This is a genomic window from Paenibacillus tyrphae, from assembly GCF_000722545.1.
GTDB classification, from domain to species: Bacteria; Bacillota; Bacilli; order Paenibacillales; family NBRC-103111; genus Paenibacillus_G; species Paenibacillus_G tyrfis.
In genome coordinates this window covers 35,888-59,824 of sequence record NZ_JNVM01000016.1, presented here as the reverse complement: position 1 = coordinate 59,824, position 23,937 = coordinate 35,888, and the positions used below count along the sequence as shown (strand labels likewise).

At 55.2% G+C, this 23,937-nt stretch carries 20 protein-coding genes; 4 read left to right on the top strand and 16 right to left on the bottom strand.

Going from position 1 to position 23,937, the window contains the following annotated elements; all coding sequences use genetic code 11:
* Window position 1: 1 nt before the first annotated feature.
* The 12 genes from ET33_RS19310 to ET33_RS38970 all read right to left on the bottom strand — a co-directional run bounded on the left by ET33_RS19310 (window position 2) and on the right by ET33_RS38970 (window position 15,936).
* Window positions 2-697 (bottom strand): alpha/beta hydrolase, encoded by a 696-nt coding sequence (locus tag ET33_RS19310; protein WP_235206763.1) that lies wholly within the window; start codon window positions 695-697, stop codon window positions 2-4.
* 174 nt (window positions 698-871) lie between these two features.
* Window positions 872-1,594 carry a peptidylprolyl isomerase gene (locus ET33_RS19305; RefSeq protein ID WP_036685417.1) on the bottom strand — a complete coding sequence of 241 codons (723 nt, stop codon included), beginning with the start codon at window positions 1,592-1,594 and terminating at the stop codon, window positions 872-874.
* Between the two features lie 120 nt (window positions 1,595-1,714).
* On the bottom strand, window positions 1,715-4,585 hold the full coding sequence (locus ET33_RS40290; RefSeq protein ID WP_036685414.1) for a PBP1A family penicillin-binding protein: 2,871 nt from the start codon (window positions 4,583-4,585) through the stop codon (window positions 1,715-1,717).
* A 186-nt stretch (window positions 4,586-4,771) separates the two neighbouring features.
* Window positions 4,772-5,011 (bottom strand): RNA chaperone Hfq, encoded by a 240-nt coding sequence (gene hfq, locus ET33_RS19295; protein WP_010494175.1) that lies wholly within the window; start codon window positions 5,009-5,011, stop codon window positions 4,772-4,774.
* Between the two features lie 12 nt (window positions 5,012-5,023).
* Window positions 5,024-5,998 carry a tRNA (adenosine(37)-N6)-dimethylallyltransferase MiaA gene (gene miaA / locus ET33_RS19290; protein WP_036685411.1) on the bottom strand — a complete coding sequence of 325 codons (975 nt, stop codon included), beginning with the start codon at window positions 5,996-5,998 and terminating at the stop codon, window positions 5,024-5,026.
* Entirely contained in the window at window positions 5,992-6,765 is a 774-nt protein-coding gene (locus ET33_RS19285) for a class I SAM-dependent methyltransferase (protein ID WP_036685407.1), read from the bottom strand. The genes miaA and ET33_RS19285 overlap by 7 nt, the downstream gene beginning before the upstream one ends.
* Window positions 6,766-8,733 (bottom strand): DNA mismatch repair endonuclease MutL, encoded by a 1,968-nt coding sequence (gene mutL / locus ET33_RS19280; protein WP_036685403.1) that lies wholly within the window; start codon window positions 8,731-8,733, stop codon window positions 6,766-6,768.
* A gap of 89 nt (window positions 8,734-8,822) precedes the next feature.
* Window positions 8,823-10,271, bottom strand: a complete 1,449-nt coding sequence (locus ET33_RS19275; protein WP_036685400.1) for a S41 family peptidase — start codon at window positions 10,269-10,271, stop codon at window positions 8,823-8,825.
* 34 nt (window positions 10,272-10,305) lie between these two features.
* Window positions 10,306-13,125, bottom strand: coding sequence for a DNA mismatch repair protein MutS (gene mutS, locus ET33_RS19270; RefSeq protein ID WP_036685397.1), 2,820 nt, complete (start codon window positions 13,123-13,125; stop codon window positions 10,306-10,308).
* Window positions 13,126-13,315: 190 nt separating this feature from the next.
* Window positions 13,316-14,791 carry a putative amidoligase domain-containing protein gene (locus ET33_RS19265; RefSeq protein WP_036685396.1) on the bottom strand — a complete coding sequence of 492 codons (1,476 nt, stop codon included), beginning with the start codon at window positions 14,789-14,791 and terminating at the stop codon, window positions 13,316-13,318.
* A 145-nt stretch (window positions 14,792-14,936) separates the two neighbouring features.
* On the bottom strand, window positions 14,937-15,503 hold the full coding sequence (locus ET33_RS19260) for an outer spore coat protein CotE (RefSeq protein WP_036685393.1): 567 nt from the start codon (window positions 15,501-15,503) through the stop codon (window positions 14,937-14,939).
* Window positions 15,504-15,759: 256 nt separating this feature from the next.
* On the bottom strand, window positions 15,760-15,936 hold the full coding sequence (locus ET33_RS38970) for a hypothetical protein (protein WP_161783553.1): 177 nt from the start codon (window positions 15,934-15,936) through the stop codon (window positions 15,760-15,762).
* A gap of 129 nt (window positions 15,937-16,065) precedes the next feature.
* On the opposite strand from ET33_RS38970, the gene ET33_RS19255 reads away from it, so the two are divergent.
* Genes ET33_RS19255 through ET33_RS19240 form a run of 4 tightly spaced genes read left to right on the top strand, consistent with a single transcriptional unit; the run spans window position 16,066 to window position 19,621 of the window.
* Entirely contained in the window at window positions 16,066-16,596 is a 531-nt protein-coding gene (locus tag ET33_RS19255) for a TlpA family protein disulfide reductase (RefSeq protein WP_036685391.1), read from the top strand.
* A 24-nt stretch (window positions 16,597-16,620) separates the two neighbouring features.
* Entirely contained in the window at window positions 16,621-18,402 is a 1,782-nt protein-coding gene (locus tag ET33_RS19250) for an ABC transporter ATP-binding protein (protein ID WP_036685962.1), read from the top strand.
* 17 nt (window positions 18,403-18,419) lie between these two features.
* Window positions 18,420-19,013, top strand: coding sequence for a MauE/DoxX family redox-associated membrane protein (locus tag ET33_RS19245; protein ID WP_235206762.1), 594 nt, complete (start codon window positions 18,420-18,422; stop codon window positions 19,011-19,013).
* A 14-nt stretch (window positions 19,014-19,027) separates the two neighbouring features.
* Window positions 19,028-19,621 carry a thioredoxin fold domain-containing protein gene (locus ET33_RS19240; protein WP_036685388.1) on the top strand — a complete coding sequence of 198 codons (594 nt, stop codon included), beginning with the start codon at window positions 19,028-19,030 and terminating at the stop codon, window positions 19,619-19,621.
* Between the two features lie 85 nt (window positions 19,622-19,706).
* On the opposite strand, the gene ET33_RS19235 is transcribed toward ET33_RS19240, so the two are convergent.
* From ET33_RS19235 to ET33_RS19220, 4 genes are all read right to left on the bottom strand, one after another.
* Complete coding sequence (locus tag ET33_RS19235) at window positions 19,707-20,672, bottom strand: aromatic acid exporter family protein (protein ID WP_036685957.1); 966 nt, start codon at window positions 20,670-20,672, stop codon at window positions 19,707-19,709.
* Between the two features lie 203 nt (window positions 20,673-20,875).
* Entirely contained in the window at window positions 20,876-21,832 is a 957-nt protein-coding gene (locus tag ET33_RS19230) for an ABC transporter permease (RefSeq protein WP_036685384.1), read from the bottom strand.
* Complete coding sequence (locus ET33_RS19225) at window positions 21,813-22,613, bottom strand: ABC transporter ATP-binding protein (RefSeq protein ID WP_036685381.1); 801 nt, start codon at window positions 22,611-22,613, stop codon at window positions 21,813-21,815. The genes ET33_RS19230 and ET33_RS19225 overlap by 20 nt, the downstream gene beginning before the upstream one ends.
* Window positions 22,614-22,765: 152 nt before the next feature.
* Window positions 22,766-23,791, bottom strand: coding sequence for an ABC transporter substrate-binding protein (locus tag ET33_RS19220; protein WP_036685377.1), 1,026 nt, complete (start codon window positions 23,789-23,791; stop codon window positions 22,766-22,768).
* Between the last annotated feature and the right edge of the window lie 146 nt (window positions 23,792-23,937).

Here is a 23,937-nt window from a genome sequence, read left to right as displayed (position 1 = left end):
CTCAAACTCCCCTATGCTGTTCATTCGATGAGTCCAAAAAACGCGCAACGGCCGCGAATAGCTGTGGAGCTTCAGGCTCCAAGCAAATCATATGGCGGGAATGCGGCATATAGAGCAGCTCTTTCTCGCCCCGGAGACGATCATAAATATACCGGGCGCTATAGGGGTGAATGACCTGATCTTGTTTCCCTTGGACGACGAGCGTCGGCACGGAAATTCGCGGCAGCTCCTGCTGCTTCACATATCGAACCAGCTTCATAAACTGAACAGGCGCCGAAAGCGATACGCTTTTTGGACGCTCCCAAGGCTCGCGCAGCCCGATGCGGACACGCTGCGCCAAATTGCGGATAAACTTTCCCGGACTCACATAAATGACCGCCGCGTTAAGCAGCACGAGACGACGGACCGGAAAACGGTTAGCCACATAAGTGGAAAGCAGACCGCCCATCGAAAAACCGACCAAATCGATCGTGCCATACTCTCGGCTTAGCCGGTCCGCTTCTTCTGCAACGGCATTCAGCCAATCCTGCCATTGAACGCCGTGCATCATCCGCGGTCCTGCGTCATGACCCGGGAGTGTAGGTAGTATGCAATCATATCCCTGCTGTCGCAAGTAATCCGCGAGTGGCTCCAGCTCAAACGGTCCGCCGGTAAATCCATGCAGCAGCAAGCAAACACGCGGTTCATGATTAGGCATGATCGACATTTCTCCTTAGGCAAGCGATTCAAGCGCTGCTTCATCATTTGGACTCTCTTCTTAGTAGACGTAAGACAGGGGAGTTTCGTTTCAAATACATCCCGGTTTTTCGCCGGTTATCGGACGAATCCCGATGAATGCAAAAGCAGCGTGGCATGCCACGCTGCTTTCAACTTATTTCTCGGTAATCGCAACCGATTGGATCGTCACTTTCTCCGTCGGAACGCTCGGAGACGGTTCGCTACCTTGCTTAACAGGCGTCTCGGCGATCTTTTGGATAACGTCCATGCCTTCAACCACCTTACCGAAGATGGTGTAATTCGGACGCTGGTTCAACGACTTACTATCATCGCCGGTGCAGATGAAGAATTGGCTGCCATTCGTATTTTTGCCCGAATTGGCCATCGCGACGATTCCCGGCTCGTATTTGTGCGACGTTTTCAGTTCGTCCTCAAATTTATAGCCGGGGCCACCCGTACCGTTGCCGAGCGGGTCACCCGTCTGGATCATAAATGTCTTGATGATCCGGTGGAACGTGATGTTGTCGTAGAAGCCTTCCTTCGCCAGAAATACGAAGTTGTTTACGGTTTTCGGCGCTTCCTTGGTGTACAACTCCATCGTAAATGCGCCTTTGGACGTCGTGACCGTCGCCTTGTAAGTTTTGTTAGGATCAATGGACATCGCAGGCGGTGACGACCAAGATTTTTTGGCTGCCTGTTCGGTGCCTGTTTTCCCTCCGGCCTGACCATTCGTCTGCCCGGTAGTCTGGCTGCCGTTCTTCGCCGGTTCCTTCTGAGCTTCCGGAGCGGGCTTCGTCCCGCAGCCGGTCGTAATCATGGCGAGCAGCGCGGCGGCGCATGCCCACTTTGCCGTTTTTCTTACCATTTCTGCATTCATCGGATCGATTTCAACTCCAATTATGTCAAAGTTTGTATAAACCAACTTCACTTGCTTTATTATACTACGAGCCTTCCGTAAAATAAAAATCCTCTCGCACAGAGGGGCGACGCGATCGCATTATCGTCCCTGCTGTGTCGTTGATCCTGACGGAGCGGAATCTGTGCCCGCTCCATCTGTCGTTCCTGTCGAAGCACCGGAGCCGGTCGTACCTCCAGCTGCTCCGCTGCCGCCTCTGGGAGAGCCCCCGGCTCCCGCATCCGTGCTGCTGCCGGTTCCCGAGCCGTTTTTGCCGCCGCTCGTTCCGGAAGCTCCATGGCCTCTACCACCGTTCGTCTGTGTGCCCGAATTCGTGCCACCGGTAGAGCTCGTGCTATTCGTTCCGGTCCTTGTATCGGTTCCGGTACCGCTCTCCGTTCCCGGGCGTCCCGTCCCCGCTCCGGCTCCATTACTGCCTCCCGGCTGCGAAGTCTCGCCACCGGGCCGTGTGCCGCCGCCCTGTCCTGTTCCGGGTTTCGTACCTTGTTCCGTGCCGGGGCGGCCGTCCGTTCCGTTTCCGCCTTCCGGGTCAGGGCGCTGCCCTTGGTCCGGAAGACCGGTTCCCGGGCCGCCGTTCCCCGGTTGTCCGGTTCCCGGCGGATTCGTTCCCGGTTTTCCGCCCGGCGAATTCGGGTCAAGCTTGCCGTTCGGATCGGTTCCCGGGTGCAGCGGGTCTAGCGGATTTCCACCGACCGTATCAACCTTGACCGTCGCCACGTTCGAGCGCGCGCCGGTCGTATTGTTCTCGGCGTTGTAAGGCACTACGACATATTCATACGTGTCCGGCTGAGAAATGTACTCCGAAAAGTCCGTCATCGTCGTGCTTTCTGTCGGCTCTGCCGGGAAGTCTGCCATCTTGCTGTCTTTGCGGAAGATCTGGTACGTAATATTGTCGCCAACGCCGCTCCAATTGAGCTGTACCTTCGAATTGCCGCCCATCATGACATGCTCGGCCTTCAAATCGGAGATCCCTTTCGGAGGCGCAGTCAGATCCGGGACGCCGTCCGGGCGCTTGAAGGCGGTCATCGGGCGTTTGGCCAGCGCTTTTTGCATGACCTCCTTGAAAATAACGCCGGCGCTGCCGCTGCTCATCGAAACATAATGCTTTGAATCCGTTTTATCGAAGCCCATCCATACGGCCGCCGTCCATTCCGGCGTGTAGCCGACGAACCACAGGTCGCGGTTGTATTTCTCCAATCCTTTGATGTCCAGCTGCGTTGATCCTGTCTTTCCCGCCAGCGGACGATCGAATTTCGCCGCCGCTCCGGTACCTCCCGGCTCCACGACACCCTGCATGAGCTGGGTCATATACCAAGCCGTCTTGGCGCTCATGACGGACTTGGTTTCACCTTTAAACGGAGTGACCTTGCCGTCATCGCCAACAATTTTGGTAATGGCGTGCGCGGTCGGCAAATTCCCGTTGTTCGGGAAGGCGCTGTAGGCCCGTGCCATTTGCAGCGTCGTTACGCCTTTGTTCAATCCACCAAGCGCAATCGCCAGGTTTCGGTCGTTTTTTTCATCGAGCTCGATGCCCAGTTTTTTGACAAAATCAATTCCCGTCTTGACGCCGATTTGGCTCAAAAGGTCGACGGCCGGAAGATTCATCGACTTCTTGACCGCATCGAACATGCTCACTTCACCTCGGTACACCCCGTCGTAGTTGCGGGGCGAATAGCCGTTATACGATTTCTGCACGTCGGGCAGCCTGCTGTACGGGTTGTACTTGCCGGATTCGATAGCCGGCGCGTAAGCGACAAGCGTTTTGAAGGACGAGCCCGGCTGCCGTGGTTGGGCGACTGCGCGATTCAAGCCGCGCACTACGTAGTCCCGGCCCCCGATCATCGCGACGATGCCGCCGTCCTCATTGTTCAGGATGACCATGCTGCTCTGCATTTTCTGCTCCGGTCCATCCTTTTGAAAAAACTTGTCGTTCGCGTACGTCTGCTCCATAATTTGCTGGGCGTTCGGGTCAAGCGTCGTATAGATTTTGTACCCGCCCCGCATTAAATCGTCCTCGTCGAACTTATACATATCCTGCGCTTCCTTGAGGACGTAATCGATATACGTCTGGTACTGCGATTTGCCCGCATTCGCCGGAGGCGCGTAGTCTACGGCGACGGCCTCCGCGCGCTGGGCTTCCGTAATGTAGCCCTGCTCCTGCATCAGCTTAAGCACAACCGCGCGGCGGTCCTTCGATTTATCCGGGTTCGAGATCGGATTGTACGTGTTCGGCGCTTTCGGCATCGCCGCGAGCGTAGCGATCTGCCACAGCTTCAAGTCCTTCAAATTGGAGACGCCGAAGTACACTTTGGAAGCGGTCTTCACGCCATACGCCCGGTTGCCGAAATAAATCCGGTTTAAATAATAGGTTATGATTTCGTCCTTCGTTTTCTTCTTCTCAAGCGCAAGTGCAATGGACATTTCCGTCGCCTTGCGGAAAAACGTTTTGTCCGAGCTTAAAAATACGTTTTTGGCGAGCTGCTGGGTGATCGTACTCCCGCCCTCCACCATGCTGCGCGCGACAACATCCTTCACGAGGGCGCGTCCGACGGAAAACAAATCGACGCCCTGGTGCTGCTCAAAGCGTTGGTCTTCCGTGGCAATGAACGCCTGCTTCAACAAATCGGGAATCTCGGTCGGATCGACATTTTCCCGGTTCTCCACCTTCAAAATGCCGGCTTCCTGCCCGGCTGCGTCATAAATGATAGACGCTTCGCTAAAGTTCAGCTTATCGATGTTTTGCTCGACGATCTTGTCGCCGTTAATCAGAACGAAAATGTATACCCCCATCCCGCAAATGGCGGCGAGCGCCCCAGCGACAAACGTCCATGCCAGAACTTTGCCTAAGGTGATTTTCTTCTTTTTCTTCGGTTTTGCGGATGATTTTGCGGATGATGTCGGTTTCTTCTCCTTCGGTGCTTGGCCCGGTGTTTTGCTGTTTCTTCCCGTCATGCCCCGACTCCCTTTCTGTGTCTGTGTACAATGCACAGCCTATTGAACCTGCATCAAGGCTTACTAAACAAAGAACAACCCTAACGAGCCGGGTTGCTCTTATGTTTCATATCCATCTAGACGTACGGAAGCCTGAAAAAGTTGCTCCTCCGGCTTCCAAGTTCTGGCCGCTAATCAAAAAATCCGCTATTCGGCGCTGTTTTCCTGCTGCATGAGCGACACCGAACGCTGCGGCGTAAAGGTCGAAATCGCATGCTTATACACCATCTGCTGGCGTCCTTCGCTGTCGATAATGATCGTAAAGTTATCGAACGCGCGAATGACGCCGCGAATTTGAAATCCATTGGTCAAATAAACGGTGACCGGAATGTTCTCCTTGCGCAATTGGTTCAAAAACGTGTCCTGAATGTTGATTGACTTGTTCATCAATGGGCCCCCTCAAAAATGGTTAACGCCAAATGTTAGCTTGTCTGCTATTATAGCACGAATCCGGTTCAGTTGGGTAGAAAATTCTTCCAATTCACTCATATCCACCCAAACGATGTCCTTCATATGCCGGAACCAGGAAAGCTGACGTTTCGCAAAATGACGCGTGTTCTTCTTCAATAAATCGACGGCTCCTTCTAAGGAATACTCTCCCTGCAAGTACGCCGCAATCTCCTTATAGCCGAGCCCCTGCATGGAAATGAGCGACGGTCCGTAGCCTTTCGCCAGAAGCCCCCGAACCTCTTCGACCAGCCCTTGCTCGAGCATGAGATCGATTCGCTCTTCAATACGTTTATATAGTAAAGCTCTATCCATTGTCAACCCGACGATACACAATTCGTACGGGCTCTGTTTTTTTTGCGTTTTCAGCTGGTCGGAAAGCCGTTCTCCGGTCATATGAAAAATCTCAAGGGCCCGGATAATGCGCCGCCTGTCGTTCGGATGCAGGCGCTGCGCCGACTCCGGATCGATCTGGCGCAGCCGCTCGTGTAGCGCTTCCGCACCGTGAGCTTCGGCATAAGCCTCCTGCTCCGCGCGAAAAGCCTCGTCCGAGCCCCCTTCGCTGAACCGGAAGTCGTAGCAAACCGATTCGACATAAAGGCCCGTTCCCCCGACAATAAACGGCAGCTTTCCGCGGGAATCGATATCCCGGATCAGCGATACGCACCGTTCTTGAAATTCCGCAACCGAAAACGGATGATCCGGATCGTGGATATCGATCATATGATGCTTGACCCGGGCAAGCTCTTCCGGCGAAGCCTTGGCCGTACCGATATCCATCCCCCGGTACACCTGCATCGAATCTCCGGAAATAATTTCGGCGTTGTATTCTTCGGCCAGCGTCAAGCTCAGCTTGGTTTTGCCGACGGCGGTCGGGCCGACCAGCACAAGCAGCTTCGGCCGATGCCGGTCCGTCTCTATCAGCATCTTATCACTCCGTAAGCTATTTTGGTGGAAGACCGGTGCACTTCCGCGAAGCCCAGCCGGTCGAATTCCTGACTGTCCCGGTGCTCCTTCATGACGACCGCCCGGCGAGCGATCCGCCGTGCTTCCGCCACCGCTTCTTCCGTCAGCGCCCGGTCGTCGGCTATGCCTCGGATCGCCTTGATCGAGGTCGATTCCGTGATCGGCTTGCGGAACATCGGATCGAAGTATACCAGATCGGCGCTGTCCGGTGGCATCGCACGCAAATAATCGGTATGATCATGACGGATCACCTCAATGCGGCGCATCGCTTCGTTCAGCCCGAGTACCTCTGAATGGTAGGTCTTAAGACCTTGTTCCAACAAAAAGCACGGGATACGCGCCGTTTCCAGCGCCGTCACCGCTCCTTCGGGTCCTGCTGCAAACGAGAAAACGATGGCGTCCGAGCCTAGCCCCGCCGTGCAATCGATAATCCGGTCCCCGTAACGGACGCCGGCGAGCGCCAGCAGCGGGTCCGTCTCGCCGTTCAACAGCCTTTTGATCCGGACCGCTGCCGTACTGGGATGAAAAAACAGCGGCAGCCGCTGTTCGTGATGGTATTCGATCCGCTCTTTCGAGATCAGCAAAATATCCTCGTCCCCGTACCGCTCCCGCAGCTGGGCCAGCGTCATCCGCCGCCGCCGGATACAGTGCCCGCCAAGCGTGCGCGCCAGCGTCTCCGCCTCGCTCAGCTGTGCGGGATTCGGGTCATAGGAGGTGGTAACGAACAACTACATCACCCTTTTAAACATTTTTTCCAGCTCGTAGGTCGAAAAACTCACGACAATAGGCCTTCCGTGCGGACAAGTATACGGATTGCGGCAGGCCGCCAGCCGGTCGAGCAGCGTCTCGATTTCCAACAGACCGATGCTTTGGTTCGCTTTAATGGAAGCTTTGCAGGAGCACATGATCGCCGCTTTTTCGCGCAGCTTACCGATGTCTACCTGCTTCTTCTCGCCGAGCAGCCATTCGATCATTTCTTCGATAAGCGCCTGCTCCTCGCCCGCCGGCAGCCAATGCGGATACGCGCGGACGAGGAACGAAGCCCCGCCAAACGGTTCCAGATAGACACCCGCTTGCTCAAGCTGCGGCAAGCGGTCGGCCAGCTTCTCCGCTTCGATCGCGGTGAATTCCAGCGTCAGCGGCACAAGCAACTCCTGGCTCGCTTCCGCAGGATTGCCGAATTTGTCGTAATAATGCTCATAATTGATCCGCTCATGCGCCGCATGCTGGTCGATTAGGAACAGCCCTTCCTCGTTCTGCGCGACGATGTACGTGCCGTGAAGCTGCCCGATCGGGTGCAGCTTCGGAAAGGCCGGCAGCGCCGGAGGCTGCTCCTCCTGCGGCGTCATCGCGCGCAGCAGCGCCTCCGAAGCCGCCGCCGTCTCGCGCGGCGCAAGCCGCTCGCGCTCCGCGCCCGGCTGCGCCGCGGGGCCCGCGGACGCGGCGCGCAGCTGCGGCTCGCCCGCACCTGCGGCACCGCCGCTGCGCTGCGACGCTCCGCCGGGCGGCTGCGCCCACGGCGAGGCGCTGCCCGCGGCCGGCGCCGACGCGCTCCAGCGCTCCGCGGGAGCGGCTGCGCCCGGCAGCCGCGCTCCGGCCGCCGACGCTTGCGCTTGCGGCGCCTGCGGCCGGTACAGCTCCAGCTGCTCCTGCACGACCGCCTCCTGCGGCCGTTTGGCCGCCGGCATGCTTGCGGCCGGGATCAGCCGCTGCTTCCCGAGCGTCTCGCGCACCTCGCGCTCGACGAGCTGCATCAGCTCCGGCTCCTTGCTGAAACGCACCTCCAGCTTCGCCGGATGGACGTTGACGTCGATCAGCGTCGGATCCATCTGCACATGCAGAACCGCAACCGGGAACCGGTTGATCGGCAGCAGCGTATGGTAACCCTGGAGCAGCGCCTGCACCAGCGGGTAGTTGCGGATGTAACGGCCGTTGATCACCGTCGAGATACCGCCGCGGTTGGCACGAGTCAGCTCCGGCTTGGCGATATAACCGTCCAGCCGGTAGTCGAGCGTCTCTCCGCGGATCGGCAGCATGCTTTTCGCAACGGTCGTGCCGTAAATGGCCGCGATCGCCTGCAGCAAATCGCCATTGCCGAGCGTTTGCACCAGCGTATGTCCATTATGCTTCAGCGTAAAGGCGATCCCGGGATGCGCGAGCGCGAGCCGGTAAATATAATCGGTGACGTGTCCGAGCTCCGTCTGGATCGTCTTCATATATTTTAGACGTGCAGGCGTGTTGTAAAACAGCTCCCGCACCGCAATATCCGTTCCCCGGGGCGCCGTCGCTTCCGTCTTCGCGCGAACGGCGCCGCCCTCGATGACAAAACGACAGCCAAGTCCGCTCGTATCCGGCGCGGTCAGGCACTCCACCTTCGACACCGCGGCGATACTCGGCAGCGCCTCGCCCCGGAAGCCGAGCGTACGGATCGCGAACAAATCCTGCGTGCTCGCAATCTTGCTTGTCGCATGACGGAAGAAAGCCGTCTCGCAATCGTCCGGGTCCATGCCGGAGCCGTTATCGGTCACGCGAATCAGCTCCAGCCCGCCTTCCTCGATCGCGACGTCGATTCTCGTGCTTCCGGCGTCGATCGCGTTCTCCACTAACTCCTTTACGACGGAGGACGGACGCTCGACCACCTCGCCCGCCGCGATCTGGTTCGCAATATGTTCGTCTAAAATGTTTATTTTACCCATAAACAGGTCTCCTTAAAAGTCCGGCCAAGCGAAGCCGATACGTGTGCGGATCATGATTCCGAACACGGCCTATCCCGCAAAGCGATGTATCAGTTGGCGCCAAGCGTCAACGTTTTGCCGTCGTCCTTCCAGCTCAGCCCGTTAAAGGCTGCGGCCGTCTGCGCTACGTTGAGGTAACCCGTACCGTTCTTAAGCACGAAATCGGCCGCTGCCGGCGTGTACGAAGTTTTGGCATCCCCTGCTACGAGCTGCACCGACTTTGCGGTTTCGTTCCACTCAACGCTCGCGCCAAGAAGAGCGGCCAGCACACGAGCCGGAACATACGTTTGTCCGTTCTCGCGGATAACATCGAACGAATCCTGCACTTCCGTACCGTTCACCGTCGCGCTGTGCCGGTCAAGCGTCAAGTCGAGCCGGCTGGCGCCCGCAGCGCGAATCGCCGTCAGGAGCTGCGCCATTGCGCCTTCGACCTTTTTGTCCGGCTCAAGGCCGACTTGGTTTACCTTGCGCAGCTTGGGCGTCAAGTACTCCTCGATCGTTACTTTGATCGCACCGCCCGATTTCAGCGGAATGACGTTTTGCACGCTTCCTTTGCCGAACGTTTTCGTACCGATCGCCGTAATCACGCCGTAGTCCTGCAGCGCTCCCGTCAGCACCTCCGAGGCACTTGCGCTGTTCTCGTTTACCAGGAAAAACACAGGGAATGGCTGCGTCGTCCCGTTCGCGAACTCGACCGGTTGATCGACGCCGTTGCGGTCCCGCGTATGAATGAGCGTTCCCTGCTTGACGAACAGTCGGGCAAGCTGCTGCGCGGTTTCGAGCAAACCGCCCGGATTGTCGCGAAGATCGACGATCAGACTTTGAATGCCTTGCGCTTTAAGCGCGCTCAGCTCTTTGCTGACCAGCTCGACGGCATCGCTGGAGAAGCTGGCGATTTCGATATATCCGACATTTTGGAACCGCTTGGCAACGACCGTCGGAATCTGCACCTTTTTCCGTTTTACGGTCAGCTCTTTCGTCTGCCCGTCGCGCAATACCTGCAAGCGGACCTCCGTATCGACGGGGCCTAAAATTTTGGACGTCACTTCGTCGATCTTTTTGCCGGCCGCCGGTGCGTCACCGACCTTCACGATGATGTCGCCACGGAGCATCCCGGCTTCCTTCGCCGGAGAACCGGCGAATACGTCCGCAACGTATACGCCTTCCTCCTCCATGCCTACCCGCACGCCAATGCCGACATATTGATTTTGGACCGCATCCTCGAACGATTGCAGCTGCTCCGCCGTAAAATACTGCGTATAAGGGTCCCCCAGCGACTCGACCATCGCCCGGATGCCCGTTTCGGACAGCTTATCCGCCTTCGGCCCGCTTACATGGTTTTTCTCCAGCGCGTCCAGCACTTCGGTGATCCGTTCGGCCGCCGCCGACTTCGCGTCGGCGGCGAGCACCGGCGAAGCGGCAGGAATCAGCAGGGTTAACGCTAGCATCGCCGAAACGGTTTGCTTGCGCCACTTTGGTAATTTCTTGAATTTATTCATCGATTGTTCCTCTTCTCGAAGTGATGAGTATGACTTAATTAGGCAGCTGTTTCTTCAGCTCGTACAAAAAATTCATCGCCGTCATCGGCGTCATGTTCATTAAATCGGCCGAGCGCAGCTGCTCCAGCACTTTGTCCGCTTTGGCGTCGCGCTTGGACGGCTTCTCCGGCTTCGCTTCATGGACGGCGAACAAGCTGAGCTGCACGATGTCCCCTACCTCAGGCTCCTTCGTTGCCGCGTCCAGCCGCTCTGCCTGAAGCTCCGTAGCCGGGACGGCGGCTTCCACGGCGTAACGGACGGCCGCTTGCGCATCCGGCGCGGAAGCCTCCGCGATCGTCTCCGCTCCGTTTGGGGCCTCCGTCTCGGGCTGCCCAGCAACTTGCTCGTTTGCGTTCCGTACCGCCGGTTTATGCTCGCTGCCGGCCGCCGGTTGGAGCTGGCCTTGCAGCAGCTCCGTCCGCGCTTCGAACGAATTCAGCAGCTCGTAAGAGCGATCGATGATGCTGGCGGGCAGGCCGGCGATTTGCGCGCAATAGATGCCGTAGCTCGTGCTTGCGGCCCCGCGGATCAAGCGGCGCAGGAACGTGACCTGCTTGCCGCTTTCCTTGACTGCCATGCAGTAATTACGCAGGCCGCCGAGGCTTTCCTCCAGATGCGCCAGCTCGTGAAAATGCGTCGAAACGAGCGTTTTGCAGCCGATTTTATCGTGCAGAAATTCGATGACCGCTTGCGCAATCGACATCCCTTCTCCGGTCGAGGTGCCCCGGCCCAGCTCGTCGATGATGACCAAGCTTCGCTCCGTCGCTTTTTCGGTCATCACTTGAATGTCCATCATCTCGACCATGAACGTGCTCTGGCCGCCGATCAGATCGTCCGCCGCCCCGATGCGCGTGAAAATCCGGTCAATCACCGGCACTTTCGCCCGCTTCGCCGGAACGAAGCAGCCGATCTGCGCCATCAGGCATATCATCGCCACCTGACGCATGTACGTGCTTTTCCCGGCCATGTTCGGTCCGGTGATCAGCAGCATGCTGCCGTCTTCACGGGTCAGCTTCGTCTCGTTGGCAATAAATACGCCGTCCTCCAGCACGGCTTCCACAACCGGGTGCCGTCCCTCTTCGATTTCCAGCGCGTAAAAGTCGCCGATTTCCGGGCGAGTAAACCGATTCGAAGCGCTCACGTGTGCGAGCGACTGGTACACGTCCACCGTCGCGATCAGCTCGGCCAGCTGTTGCAGCCGTGGAATATACGAAGCGAGCTGGTCCCGCAGACCCACGAATAACTCGTACTCGAGATCGACCATGCTTTCCTGCGCTTCGAGGATCAACGCTTCCTTCTCTTTCAGCTCCGGCGTCACGAACCGCTCGGCGTTGGCCAGCGTCTGTTTCCGCTCGTACCGACCTTCTTCAAGCTGGGACAAATTGGACTTGGTCACTTCGATAAAATAGCCGAACACTTTGTTGAAGCCGATCTTCAGCGATTTGATGCCCGTCCGCTCGCGCTCCTGCTTCTCCAGCTCGGCAAGCCACTGTTTGCCGTTCGCGCTCGCTTCGCGCAATTGGTCGAGGCGGGCGCTGAGCCCGGCCCGGATCATGCCTCCATCGCGTACGGAGACGGGCGGCTCGTCCACAATCGCTTCCGCAATCCACGTCATCAAGTCCTGACAAGGGTCGATACGCTTCGCCAAAGCCGCAAGCGTACGGGAGCCGCTCGCTTCGCATTGCTCACGGAGCGCAGGCACCTGCTGCAGCGACACCTTGAGCGCGACCAAGTCGCGCGCGTTGGCGCTGCCGTATGCGATGCGCGCCGTAAGGCGCTCAAGATCGTATACTTCCTTGAGCGCCTGCTTCAGCTCGTCGCGCACGATCAAGTGATTGTACAGCCGATCCACCGCTTCCAGCCGGTCGTTGATGTGCGCCGCATTCATCAGCGGCTTCTCGATCCAGCGACGGAGCAGCCGCCCACCCATCGCCGTGACGGTATTGTCCAGCAGCCAAAGCAGCGTCCCTTTCTTGGAGCGGTCGCGGACCGTCTCCACCAGCTCCAGATTGCGGCGGGTGAACGGGTCCATCACCATATACTGATTCGGCTCGTATACCCGGATATGCTTGATATGCGATAACGAGCGTTTTTGTGTCTCTTGCAAGTAACCCATCAAAAGCGCGAGCGTTTCCCGGCCGCTTTCCGGCAAGGACGCCAGCTGCTTCTCCGAGAACAGTCCTTCCGGCGCCAGGCCTCCTCCTCCGGAAGCAGGCTCGCGCGGCGTCATGACCGCGGATTTCAGCCAAGCGGACGCGCTGCCCCGGATTTGCTCCAGCACCGCCTCGCTGCCGAGCAGCTCCGACGGACTGTAAGTGTTCAACTCGTCGAGCAGCAGCTCGAACGAACCCGAAAGCCGCGTCACATACAGCTCGCCGGTGGAAATGTCGCACGCGGCAAAGCCGTACCCGCCGCCGGAAAAGACGACCGCGACGATATAGTTGTTCACCGTCTCGCTGAGCGAGCGAGCATCCATCACCGTTCCCGGCGTCACGATCCGGACAATTTCCCGGCGCACGACGCCTTTGGCTTCCGCAGGGTCCTCGACCTGCTCGCAAATGGCGACTTTGTACCCTTTTTCAACCAAACGCGCAATATAATTTTCCGCCGAATGGTAGGGCACGCCGCACATCGGGATACGCTCTTCCCCACCGCCTTCGCGTCCCGTCAGCGTAATTTCGAGCTCCCGCGCGGCCATGACCGCGTCATCGAAGAACATTTCATAGAAATCGCCCAAACGGAAAAACAAAAAGGCGTCCGGCACCTCCGCCTTTACAGAAAGATATTGTTCGATCATTGGCGTATATTTGGCCATGCTTCATCCTCCAACTGCCTGCTTGCGTCTTCACGTCCGCTTCGTCGAATCCGGCCCCTGAACGGGCCGAACGAAAAACGGAAGTTACGACATGCCGGCCCCAAGCGGCCGACACGTTTCGCTGCCATATGTATCATGCTATTCTAGCATTTCATCATTATAGCACGAATTGCTAGAGAACTCCCATCCTCTATCGGAAGGGAGCAATTTTCCACTTGGGACGTATGTCCTCGCGCTCGTTCCATGATTTCATCCGGAGCATCATGCGCCGAAGCGGCAACAAATAGCTCTCGTACCGCCCATACTCCGGTAGTCTCTCCAAATCTCTCCAGAGCGAAGGCAGGAGCAGCCGGATACGTTCCTTGTCGCCGCGGTAATACGCCTTCACAACTTCCGGATCGGACAAAGGCCGCTGCTTCAGCGCGCGGTCGTTCCCGGCCACAAGCTTTGCCAGCGCAAGCACACCCTTCGTCACCGTAGGCGATACCATCCAGCTCGGCAGCACGCGATACTCGAATCCGCCATGCTTCTGACGGCGGAAGTCACCGAGAAATCCGTACCGCGGCTTGCGCGCCCCCGTCGTCTCCCCCTCCAGCAGCGTCAGCGGCAGCGCCACATAATTGTCCAGCGCACGCAGCAGCCGGCTGCTCAGCTCCACGCCGCTGAAATGAATATGGCCGCCCAGCGGAAAACCGCGGACCGGCATGCCGCCCGCCAGCCAGATCAATTCGGTATCGGAGATCCGCTTGGCCGCAAGCTGCATCGTCCGATGCAAATGAATGATCAGCTCGCGCACATCCGCGCTTGGCTGCGGACGCAGCTCGGCGAGCGCGAATATTTTTCTTCGGCCGGGCAGGACGATCGAATCGCAGCCGAACGGCCCGTCCTTCTCCGCGAACCGGGAGGCGAACGCCACCTTCCCCTGCCGGTTAAGCAGCAGAAACTCCGGGTCGGCGCCCAGCATGACGTCCCCGCGTTTCGCGGCCGCCCCTTCTTCCGCCGGCTCGCCGTATCGGTTCATCGCTTCCGCGAACAGCTCGGCTAGCCGCGGAGTCAAGTGCGGCACCGCCTCCACGCCGCGCACCGCAAGGCTGCCGTCCGGCCTGACCCCGATCCGTATGACGCCGTAATCGAGCCCGAGCGCATAGACCGCTTTTACCGCTTCGCGCATCGCTTTGACGCCGTAGTAGCTCGGCTGCTCCCGCCCTATTTCTGCATAATCGGCTTCATCCTCTTCGCGCGCCGCAAGGCTCTCTCCAGCTCGACCCCCGTAAAACACGGTCTGCGGCTTATGGAACAGGGAGAGCGCCTGCAAATGAAACACCGGTACGACGAACCGGTGCGACCAACGGTTGTCTTGACGGCGCACTCCGCCACCGGCGCGTCCTGTTTGTCTCGCGTCGCCGCCCTCTTGTTTCCCGAAGGCGCAATCGATCCCGTGCAGCTCCAAAAGCTCCGCTGCACGTCGTGCGTTCGTCGCTAGCAGCATGCTTTTCACCGGCTGCAGCACTTCTCTGTCTCCGCGGTCCGGATGATAGGTGCCCCAATGGATCGTAACGCCCAGCTCTTCGCTACCTTTCGGCGCTTTCGTTCCGTGCGGAATGCGAAGCCGCTCCAGCAGCAGATCGAGCGTCGGCTCGCCGGAGTGCAGCAAAAATGCGCGCATCTCTGATTCCTCCCTTCAACATTTAAGCGCCATCCTAGGCTTATGCCGCCCGTTCTTATGCCGAAAAATAATTAGGTTCAACCAACAAAAAAGAGGGCAAACGCCCTCTCCAACGTGCAACCGTTCAGCATATATTAACATCAAATCAGTTCAATTCCTCATCAAACAGATCGGGATCGAGATCCTCAAAATCGCCGTCTTCCACACCGCCGAAGTCCACATGCTTGTCGTCGTATTCGTCGCAGCCGTTCGGGCAGACGACAACGCACACCTTCGTTTCGGCGAACATTTCAACCTTGAACTCCCGCTCGACGCGGATCAGCACGTTATCTCCGTGCGAGGAGATGCTGGCTTCCACGCAGTTCGGTTCTTGCGTTGCGACCGCCGCCACTTCGGCCGTCGACGGTTTATGCCTCTTATCGAGGTAGTGGAGCGGCACCACTTCCACATAAGAAACGGTTTCTTTCGCGACATCCGTTTTGGTATTCCGGTCGTATGAATACCAAATGTTGATGTCGTAAGTACCTACCACTTCCACATTTTCCCCCGACTTTACCGCATCGTATTGGTTGTTGATAATCCAAGCACCCAGAATACTGGTCGGAGCATGAGGCGGAGTGACCGTGTTAGTTACTTGCGAAAATTTGCGTCCTTTGCCACAGACAGCCTTCGTATAGATCTCTCTGCACTGCAAATCTTTATCTAATGACATCCTTCTAACCTCCTCCATACAATCATTCATTACATTTGTATGCAGGACATAGGCGAATGTTGATTAAATGAGCGGACGAAAAATTATAATGCCCTAAAATTCTGTTATAGAACGCGAACTCCTTAAATAATCGTTCATTAAGTCGTAGAAAAGAGGCCCACTGCAAAAAGGATTGAACCGACAGTTCAATCCTTTTTGCAGTGACCACATTTCACCGGTTAGCTGCTGCTTTCTTAGAATTACACCCAGCAATCGATCATTTGCAGCAGCGAACACCTATCGGACTCAAGGGATCTGATTTGGCTTTAGTCACTCCTTCAAGAAGACACCCCAAAAAAGTAAAGCAAATTTCGGAGCTCGCCGCTTGCGGTGCAGCCTGTCCTTCGACAGCTTTGGGGTCCACGCCGATGAGTTTAGAAAATTTGTCAATCATTTCAATATACCTCCTAATAAAGTGATTATATTACATTTAAATCATATAATAATATTCCATTATTGTAAACGCTTGCATTTTATTTTTATATTTAGTATACTGAGTTCATTTGATAAAAGGTGGTATTTTATGGTATTTACCCTTATCATTTCCTTAGCAACCTTTCTATTTATTCTGCAACTTTATTCCTACCTGGAGTGCAAAAAAGCAGTAACCCATTTCGCGGATCAATTCGTTTCAATGACATTTCTCAAATTGAAAACTTTTCTTGGCGTGAACCTGAGAAGCTACTTTCCGTTTCCGGCTGGATTCAGCCAGGTTCCGGCTATCGTAATGTTTGCTTCCCCCTCCTGCGACGTCTGCCATTTGGAACTAGAAAAAATTCTTACGCAAAAACGAATAGCAGACTTTTCCATTCCCATTCTCTGTTTTGTGGAACGGGAGGATCGTAACTATGATAACTTCATTCAGGAATTTGGCAATAAACTCCCTCTAATCCCTGCCGATAAGGAAACTCTGGTAAAATTACAAATTTCAAGTTTTCCCAGCCTTTTTATCATAGACTCTAACGGCGTTATTCGTTATCCTGGTCATTTTTTCAAAGAAATACTAAGCGTATTGCAGGATAGGCGGAAAATGGCGAGATACCACATCCAGTAAATAAGCGGAAGGTGCAGGTTGACGATGACAAAAGCATTTGGACATCTAATCCGGTTTGTTTGGACCTATGGGAAGGGCTTGCTTTTTCTGACCTCCACATTAACGGTTTTATTAGGGGTTATGCCGGTCATCATGCTCTGGCTGTCCAAGGAAACCATCAATGAAGTAGCCCGCTTAATTCAACACCCGGCAATGGATTATTCCACAATCCTTTTACTGCTGCTGCTTCAATTTATGGTCACCATGCTGACATCCATTTTCATGAATACCCAAGAATATTTGAACGGAAAGCTCACCAACGTGTTAGAGCACGCAGCGCAATCATCCGTTCTTCAAAAGGTGATCTCCGCGCCGCTTTTCTATTTCGATCTCCCTGACTTTTACAACCATCTGGAGAGGGTAAACGACAGCCCGGGCCACCGCTTGCTCTCTCCGCTCCGTCAAGCTTTTGAAATCGGCAGAATTTTTATTACGATTTCCGGCTATCTGGTATTTTTGCTCACCGTTCACTGGAGCTTGGTTCTTCTAAGTTTGTTAGCCGCTATCCCCATGTTTTTAGTTCAAATGAAGTATGGAAAGAGGAATTTTTGGCTAAAGTTTGGCTTAACCCCTTTAGTTCGTGACATGGAATATACCCGTTCTCTGTTAAAGGATCGGCATTCCGCCAAAGAAATCCGTTTATTTGGCCTTGGTTCCTACTTGCTGAACAGGTGGTCGGAAGCTTTCTCACATCAATTTACGGAGATTTTAAAAATATTGCGAAAACAGCAGCGGGCGGAAATCGGAATGGATGGGCTTACAGCCTTATTCTACTCCGGAGCCGCTATGATCATTATTTGGCTGATTCAGACTACCCCCATACAAATCGGCCAATTCGTCGCCATTGGACAAGCAGTACAGGGAACCCAAGGACTGACCAACCAGCTATCGACTTTGCTGGCAAAGGTGTTTGAGGAGATGCTTTATGCGAATGACTTTTTCCGTTTCCTGGATTACAAACATCCCGAGTCGGAGAACCAAGCGAAAGGAACCGAGCCATTTCCGGCTGCATTAAAGAAAGGAATTACGCTGGAAAACGTCACTTTTTCCTACGTCGATACAACGACTTCCGTCTTGCAAAATATTCAGCTCCATATCAAGCCAGGGGAAAAAATCGCGATTGTGGGAGAAAACGGCTCCGGCAAGTCTACCCTGGTGAAGTGTTTGATGGGATTGTACCCTCTGGCAAAAGGAGACATCCGATTCGACGATGTCAGCATCCGTCAATTGGCTCCGGACCAATTGCACAAAAATATGACGGTCATTTTTCAGGATTTTCTAAAATATGCGTACACCCTGCGCGATAACATCGGATTTGGGGATATCACCCGTTTGGAGGATATCGATGCGATGAACGAAGTGGCGGCAACGACGGGAGTCGCCGAAATCGCTCAAAATTTAAGAGAAGGCTACGCAACCTTCCTCGGCCGTTTTTTGCAGGAAGGGGAAGACCTCTCCGGAGGACAATGGCAAAAAATCGCCTTGGCTCGCGCCTTGTTCCGGCAGGGCACCATCATTATTTTAGACGAGCCGACAGCGGCGCTTGATCCGTTAACGGAATTGGAAGTATATAAACTGGTCCGGGACTTAACGGAAAGCAAAACGACGATATTTATATCTCATCGGATGGCCGCCGCCAGAATGGCGGACCGGATCATAGTAATGGAGAACGGCAGGATTGCAGAATCCGGAACCCATGGTGAACTCATGGCATCGAACGGTACGTATGCAAGGATGTATGAATCGCAAGCTCAATGGTATGCGTAAGCGTTAGAAAGCTGGTGATGTTGATGGAAGCGTTGTCCGTAATTTGCCGAATTTTTTTGGCAATCGTATTTATCAGTTCCGGGGCATCGTCCCTTCGTTATTGGCATGTTCATATTGGAATTATTAAAGATTATAAGATTTTGCCTGAACCATGGGTTCGATGCTTTGCCATACTTGACCATACCATAAAATGGCTGACCGGTATTTCTCTTCTTCTCGGGATATACAGTTCCCTAGCCGCATTAATCGGAAGCGGGCTACTTCTGATGTACAGTATCGCACTTGCGATCAACCTGCTTCGCGGCAGAAAAGAACTCTCATGCGGATGCGGGGGGCTCGCGGGAAACCATTCGATATCATGGAAGCTTGTTTGGCGAAACCTCTTTTTAATGGATATGTGTCTATGTGTCTATCACGTAACCGCTTCGTATGGGAGTTTATTGTCGGTCATTGGCGGGGAAAGCATATCGCGCATATACGGCACAGAGTATTGGATTATGGCTGGAACGGCGCTGTTATTGGCGCTCCTGTTTTCGATCTTTAACGAATTATTCGTCATCCGTAAGAAAATGCAAGAATTGTTAGCGAAGGAGCGTCAGCAATCAAGTTAAAAAGGGGATAAAAAATGGAAAATTTCATGTACTGGTCCATCATAGCCCTGTGGGTATTCGTACTCCTGCAATTTATTGTTATTTTCATGCTGACCAAACTGGTCGCTCAGTTCTTAAACAAATTACAAATAAAAGAAACAAGCGATAGCAAGAGGGAACTTCAGGCAGGCGATAAAGCTCCCTTGTTCACATATCTTGGCGCAGATGGAGACAGCATCGAGTTTCCAAGAAGAGATACTGCCCCTACGTTGGCTTTATTTACAGCGGAAGGATGTCCATTCTGCACAAAGGTACTTGACGAACTCTCAGATATGCAGGAGCGGTATCCAATGATAAGAATCGTAGTTTTTACTACAGTTGATGAAAAAGAGCTGGATATACATCATAACGATACGGTTGAATACGCTCATACCAAGGATGCATTTACCTTATATGAAATCAAGGAAGTGCCTGCTGTCGTTCTGATCGACACCGAAGGAATGATCGCAGTCAAGGCTGCTATCGCCAGCTATAAGCACCTGCGGAAGATGGTAGACGAATATTTCTCAGGTGAAAGAAGCCAAACCATAGCAATGCAACAGAAAACGTTAGATACGGGCAACGTATAAAAGAGAGTTTTTCCCAGAGCGGATTAGATAATCACTCCGTCGAGATTTGGTTTGTATTTTTAGTTTGCCCGATGGATGAACAGAATCAGGCCCTCCCCTGCGGTTCCTCCACGGGCCGCTTTTCCTTTTTGGCGACGGACAAGTACACTTTCAGCTCTTCTACCAGCTGCAGCAGCGCGGCGCGAACCTCGAATTCCTCCCGCGTGGCCGGCAGCGGCATGTATCGGAATTGCTGCTCCAGCTCGTTCAGCTTTTTCTCGCTCCGCCCCGTATAATGGGCTACCTTGACATCCTCCGTCAGCCCGTCGAACACCAGGGCCAACAGCTCGCCATGCGGTAGCGTCTGGTAGATACGGGCGACGAGCTGCACCATTCGCTGGATCGCGTCCAGCTGCCGTTCCCTCATGTAAAAGTAAACCGACCAATTAGGTCCGCCGGCGAACAAATTGTTCTCGTTCGCACGCTGGGCGGCCTGAATCGCCTTGCAGATCGTATCGTCCGCCTCCAGCAGCTCCACGCCGCTCCATATGTATTCGTTATCTCGCAGATGGTACGAGAGTTCCAAAAATATTTGCGAGAAAAGCCGCTCCACCCGCTGCTTGTATTCCTGCAACAGCTTGTCCTCTCTGGGCATATAGCCTATGTTGATCAGCGTCGCCGTACCGAGCCCGACAAGGAGCAGGGCGATCTCGTTCAGCAGCAGCTCCGCGCTGACCCGGCCGGAGGCGAACACATGGAACATGACGACCGAGCCGGTAACAATGCCTTCCTTCAGCTTTAACCGGCTCAAAATCGGGTACAGCACCAAAATAAACACACCGATCACCCACACGTGAAAGCCCAGCGCCCAAAACAGCCCGGCGCCAAAAAACAAACCGACAATCGAGGCCGCAATGCGCTGAAACGATGTCTGAAGTCCTCTCTTTTTCGTTACGTCGACGCCTAACACCGCAAGCAGTCCCGCCGAGAGGGGGGACTGCAATCCGAGCGTCTGCGCCAAGAAAATGGATACGATAACCGCCAGCGCGGTTTTGATGACTCGAAATCCCATAGGCTGCGTTCCTCGCTTCGACAACTGGTCGTTGAATTCGTCTACAAAATAATGTACCCACATCTTACCGTTTTTCGACAAAATCCTCAACGAGTGAAGCTCGTTTGTCGATAATCTTTTAATTTTTGGGCTGCAAAAAGGGACGAAACCCGGAGGGCAGATCCCTGCTTCCCGAAACGGGGATCTATACCCTCCGCCTTCATTTATTCCCGGCTGCCTCCATTTCTCCCCGTCAGCTTCCCTTCCAAATAGACAACGGCTTGATACATTAAGGTCGCGACCACGGCAATCAGAAGAACGCTGCCGATCACAAGCGTAAAATTGAACACCTGAAAGCCATAGATGATCAGATAGCCAAGCCCTTCCTTGGAAACGAGGAACTCGCCGACGATGACGCCAACCCAAGAAAGCCCCACGTTCACTTTAAGCGTGGAAACGATGGTCGGATACGAGGCGGGCAAAATCACTTTGCGGAAAACCGTGCTTCGGCTTCCCCCGAAAATCCGCACCACCTTGAGCAGATTCGGGTCCACCTCGCGAAAGCTGTTATATACGACCAGAATCGTAATGATTACGGTAATCGACAGCGTTGTCGCGATGATCGACAGCATGCCCGGGCCAAGCGCGACGATAAACAAAGGTCCGAGCGCCACCTTAGGCAGGCTGTTCAGGACCACGATGTACGGATCGAGCACGCGGGAGAGAAACGGCGAATACCAAATAAGCGCAGCAATTATGGTACCGATAAGCGTACCGAGCACGAAGCCGATTATCGTCTCCCACACGGTCGTCCATGTATGCACGAGCAGCGTACCGTCTGCCGTTTTCTCAACCAGCAGCCCCCACACGCGCGTCGGAGAGCTGAAGAGAAGCCCGTCAATCCACTGCAATCGGCTTGCCGTTTCCCAACCTGCAAAAAACAAGATCAGCAGCGCCAACTGGGTCAGGCGAACGGACGTCGTCTGCTTGCGCTCGCTCCGGCGAAACTGCGCGTATACTTGCCCGGCCAAGCTTTCGGATCGTGCTGACCCTGACGTTAAGCCATAGGCCTTTGCAGCAGCTTTCTCCTCCGACCGCTCGAACGGTACGCCGGTTCCTTCAACAGCCGTATACAACAGACTCTCGTCTTCCTTTATCTCTTCAGATTTCCTCCGGACCATGCCCCCCGCCTCCTTTCCCATCCATCTGCTCGAACCGCCCCCACAGCTCGCGGAACAATTCGTGAAAGCCCCCAATCTCGCGGGCATGCAGCGGCTGGGCTTCCCGAATATCCTCCGGTACAATGGCCTCAGTCAGCACGCGTCCGGGATTCGGCTGAAGCACCACAATGCGGTCGCTCATTGCAATCGCTTCGGTGATGTCGTGGGTGACAAGCACGGCGGTCTTGCCGCGAGCCTTCAAGGTTACTGAAATCAGATCCTCCAGTTGGAGCTTGGTCTGGTAGTCCAGAGCCGAGAACGGCTCATCCAGCAGCAGGATGTCCGGTTCCGCCGCAAGCGTCCGCACCAGCGCGACCCGTTGGCGCATGCCGCCCGACAGCTGGTGCGGATAACGGTCTGCATACCCGCCAAGCCCCATTTCCTCCAGCAAATCCAGCACATATTGGCGGGAGGCGGCATTCAAGCGTCCGAGCAATTCAAGTCCGATCGAAGCGTTCTCGAAGATCGTCCGCCAAGGGAATAAATAATCCTGTTGAAGCATATATCCGACTTTCGGAGTCGGTTTCTGAATCGGTTCGCCGAACACCCTTACCGTTCCCGAAGTCGGCGTCAGCAAACCGCTGATAAGCGACAGCACGGTCGTCTTCCCGCAGCCGCTCGGGCCGATGAGACTGACGAATTCGCCCGGAGCGATCGCGAGCTGCACATCCTGCAGCGCGACGTACGCGCCTTTGCGGTTGACATATACTTGTGAAACGCCGTCCAGCTCCACGGCATACATACGGCCATCCCTCCTTGTGCGCTTGTGTATGTGACAGCGGAAGGACGCCTGAAGGGCCTCCGGAGCACCGTCCAAGACTTTTTCGCGAAGCCTCTATAACGGTAATCCCCAAAGCGCCTTCGCGTCCTCGTTGACCCTATCTGCTGCCGGCACTACTTCACATATTGCTTCGCTTTTTCGGCAAATTGATTGTTGACGAGCGCGTCGAAATCGGCGCGCTTCTTGAGCTCCCCAGCCGCTTCCATCACATCCTGCAGGTTGTTCCACTCCTGTTCGTCGACGATTCCGTCGGCGGCAAATGAGCCTTGGTCTTTGTAGCGCTTGATTACGCTGCGGACGATATCTTTATCCGTGTCCTGGAAGTAGGGGGTGATGGCCGCCGCAATGTCGTCCACGCTGCTTTGCTGCACCCAGTTTTGCGCTTTTTGCACGGCATTGGCGAATTTCTGGACCGTATCCGCGTTCTTGTCGATGTAGCTCTTTTTCGCCATGAACACCGTATAAGGCAGCTTGCCGCTCTCCACCCCGAAGGAAGCGACGACGTAGCCTTTGCCCTGCTTCTCGAACATCGATGCCTGCGGCTCGAACAACTGCACGTAGTCCCCCGTGCCCGATGCGAAAGCGGTCGGGATGTTGGCGAACTCCACATTCTGAAGTAGGTTCAAATCGTTCTGCGGCTGGATGCCGTGCTTCTTCAGCGTAAATTCGCCGGCCATCTGCGGCATCCCGCCTTTTCGTTGACCGAGGAAGGTCGAGCCCTTCAGCTTGTTCCAATCGAACGAGCCTTCTGGCGGCTTGCGCGCCACAAGAAACGTTCCGTCGGTTTGCGTCAATTGCGAGAAGTTGACGACAGGGTCGCCCGTACCTTGCTGGTGCACGTATATCGACGTCTCGGAGCCGACCAGCGCGACATCGATCCCGCCCGAGAGCAGTGTCGTCATCGTTTTATCGCCGCCGAACGTCGTCGTCAGCTCGATATCGAGCCCCTGTTCTTTGAAAAATCCTTTCTCCACCGCCACGTATTCCGGCGCATAGAAAATCGACCGGGTCACCTCGCCGATCCGGACCTTTATCCGCTCCCCGCTTTTCTTCGGACCGCAGCCTGCGAGCGTCGCGCACGCCGCAAGTACCAGCACAAGCATAAGCGCCGCCGCTCTCCCCAGACGCCTTGTATTCATAGGCCAGTCCCTCCCTGTCAGCGTCTTAACGCATGACGAACTTTAGATACGACAGCATATGAACGCGCCTAGAAAATGGTGAGAGCGGATGTCTGCGGAAGCCAAAAAAAGCCGTTTCCGCGGACGATCCGCGGAAACAGCCTCAA

What these genes read in the sequence shown, in the direction of transcription:
- ET33_RS19310 (WP_235206763.1), bottom strand. Translation starts at nt 697, where the DNA reads ATGCCTAATCATGAACCGCGTGTTTGCTTGCTGCTGCATGGATTTACC.
- ET33_RS19305 (WP_036685417.1), bottom strand. Translation starts at nt 1,594, where the DNA reads ATGAATGCAGAAATGGTAAGAAAAACGGCAAAGTGGGCATGCGCCGCC.
- ET33_RS40290 (WP_036685414.1), bottom strand. Translation starts at nt 4,585, where the DNA reads ATGACGGGAAGAAACAGCAAAACACCGGGCCAAGCACCGAAGGAGAAG.
- hfq (WP_010494175.1), bottom strand. Translation starts at nt 5,011, where the DNA reads ATGAACAAGTCAATCAACATTCAGGACACGTTTTTGAACCAATTGCGC.
- miaA (WP_036685411.1), bottom strand. Translation starts at nt 5,998, where the DNA reads ATGCTGATAGAGACGGACCGGCATCGGCCGAAGCTGCTTGTGCTGGTC.
- mutL (WP_036685403.1), bottom strand. Translation starts at nt 8,733, where the DNA reads ATGGGTAAAATAAACATTTTAGACGAACATATTGCGAACCAGATCGCG.
- ET33_RS19275 (WP_036685400.1), bottom strand. Translation starts at nt 10,271, where the DNA reads ATGAATAAATTCAAGAAATTACCAAAGTGGCGCAAGCAAACCGTTTCG.
- mutS (WP_036685397.1), bottom strand. Translation starts at nt 13,125, where the DNA reads ATGGCCAAATATACGCCAATGATCGAACAATATCTTTCTGTAAAGGCG.
- ET33_RS19265 (WP_036685396.1), bottom strand. Translation starts at nt 14,791, where the DNA reads ATGCGCGCATTTTTGCTGCACTCCGGCGAGCCGACGCTCGATCTGCTG.
- ET33_RS19260 (WP_036685393.1), bottom strand. Translation starts at nt 15,503, where the DNA reads ATGTCATTAGATAAAGATTTGCAGTGCAGAGAGATCTATACGAAGGCT.
- ET33_RS38970 (WP_161783553.1), bottom strand. Translation starts at nt 15,936, where the DNA reads ATGATTGACAAATTTTCTAAACTCATCGGCGTGGACCCCAAAGCTGTC.
- ET33_RS19255 (WP_036685391.1), top strand. Translation starts at nt 16,066, where the DNA reads ATGGTATTTACCCTTATCATTTCCTTAGCAACCTTTCTATTTATTCTG.
- ET33_RS19250 (WP_036685962.1), top strand. Translation starts at nt 16,621, where the DNA reads ATGACAAAAGCATTTGGACATCTAATCCGGTTTGTTTGGACCTATGGG.
- ET33_RS19245 (WP_235206762.1), top strand. Translation starts at nt 18,420, where the DNA reads ATGTTGATGGAAGCGTTGTCCGTAATTTGCCGAATTTTTTTGGCAATC.
- ET33_RS19240 (WP_036685388.1), top strand. Translation starts at nt 19,028, where the DNA reads ATGGAAAATTTCATGTACTGGTCCATCATAGCCCTGTGGGTATTCGTA.
- ET33_RS19235 (WP_036685957.1), bottom strand. Translation starts at nt 20,672, where the DNA reads ATGGGATTTCGAGTCATCAAAACCGCGCTGGCGGTTATCGTATCCATT.
- ET33_RS19230 (WP_036685384.1), bottom strand. Translation starts at nt 21,832, where the DNA reads ATGGTCCGGAGGAAATCTGAAGAGATAAAGGAAGACGAGAGTCTGTTG.
- ET33_RS19225 (WP_036685381.1), bottom strand. Translation starts at nt 22,613, where the DNA reads ATGTATGCCGTGGAGCTGGACGGCGTTTCACAAGTATATGTCAACCGC.
- ET33_RS19220 (WP_036685377.1), bottom strand. Translation starts at nt 23,791, where the DNA reads ATGAATACAAGGCGTCTGGGGAGAGCGGCGGCGCTTATGCTTGTGCTG.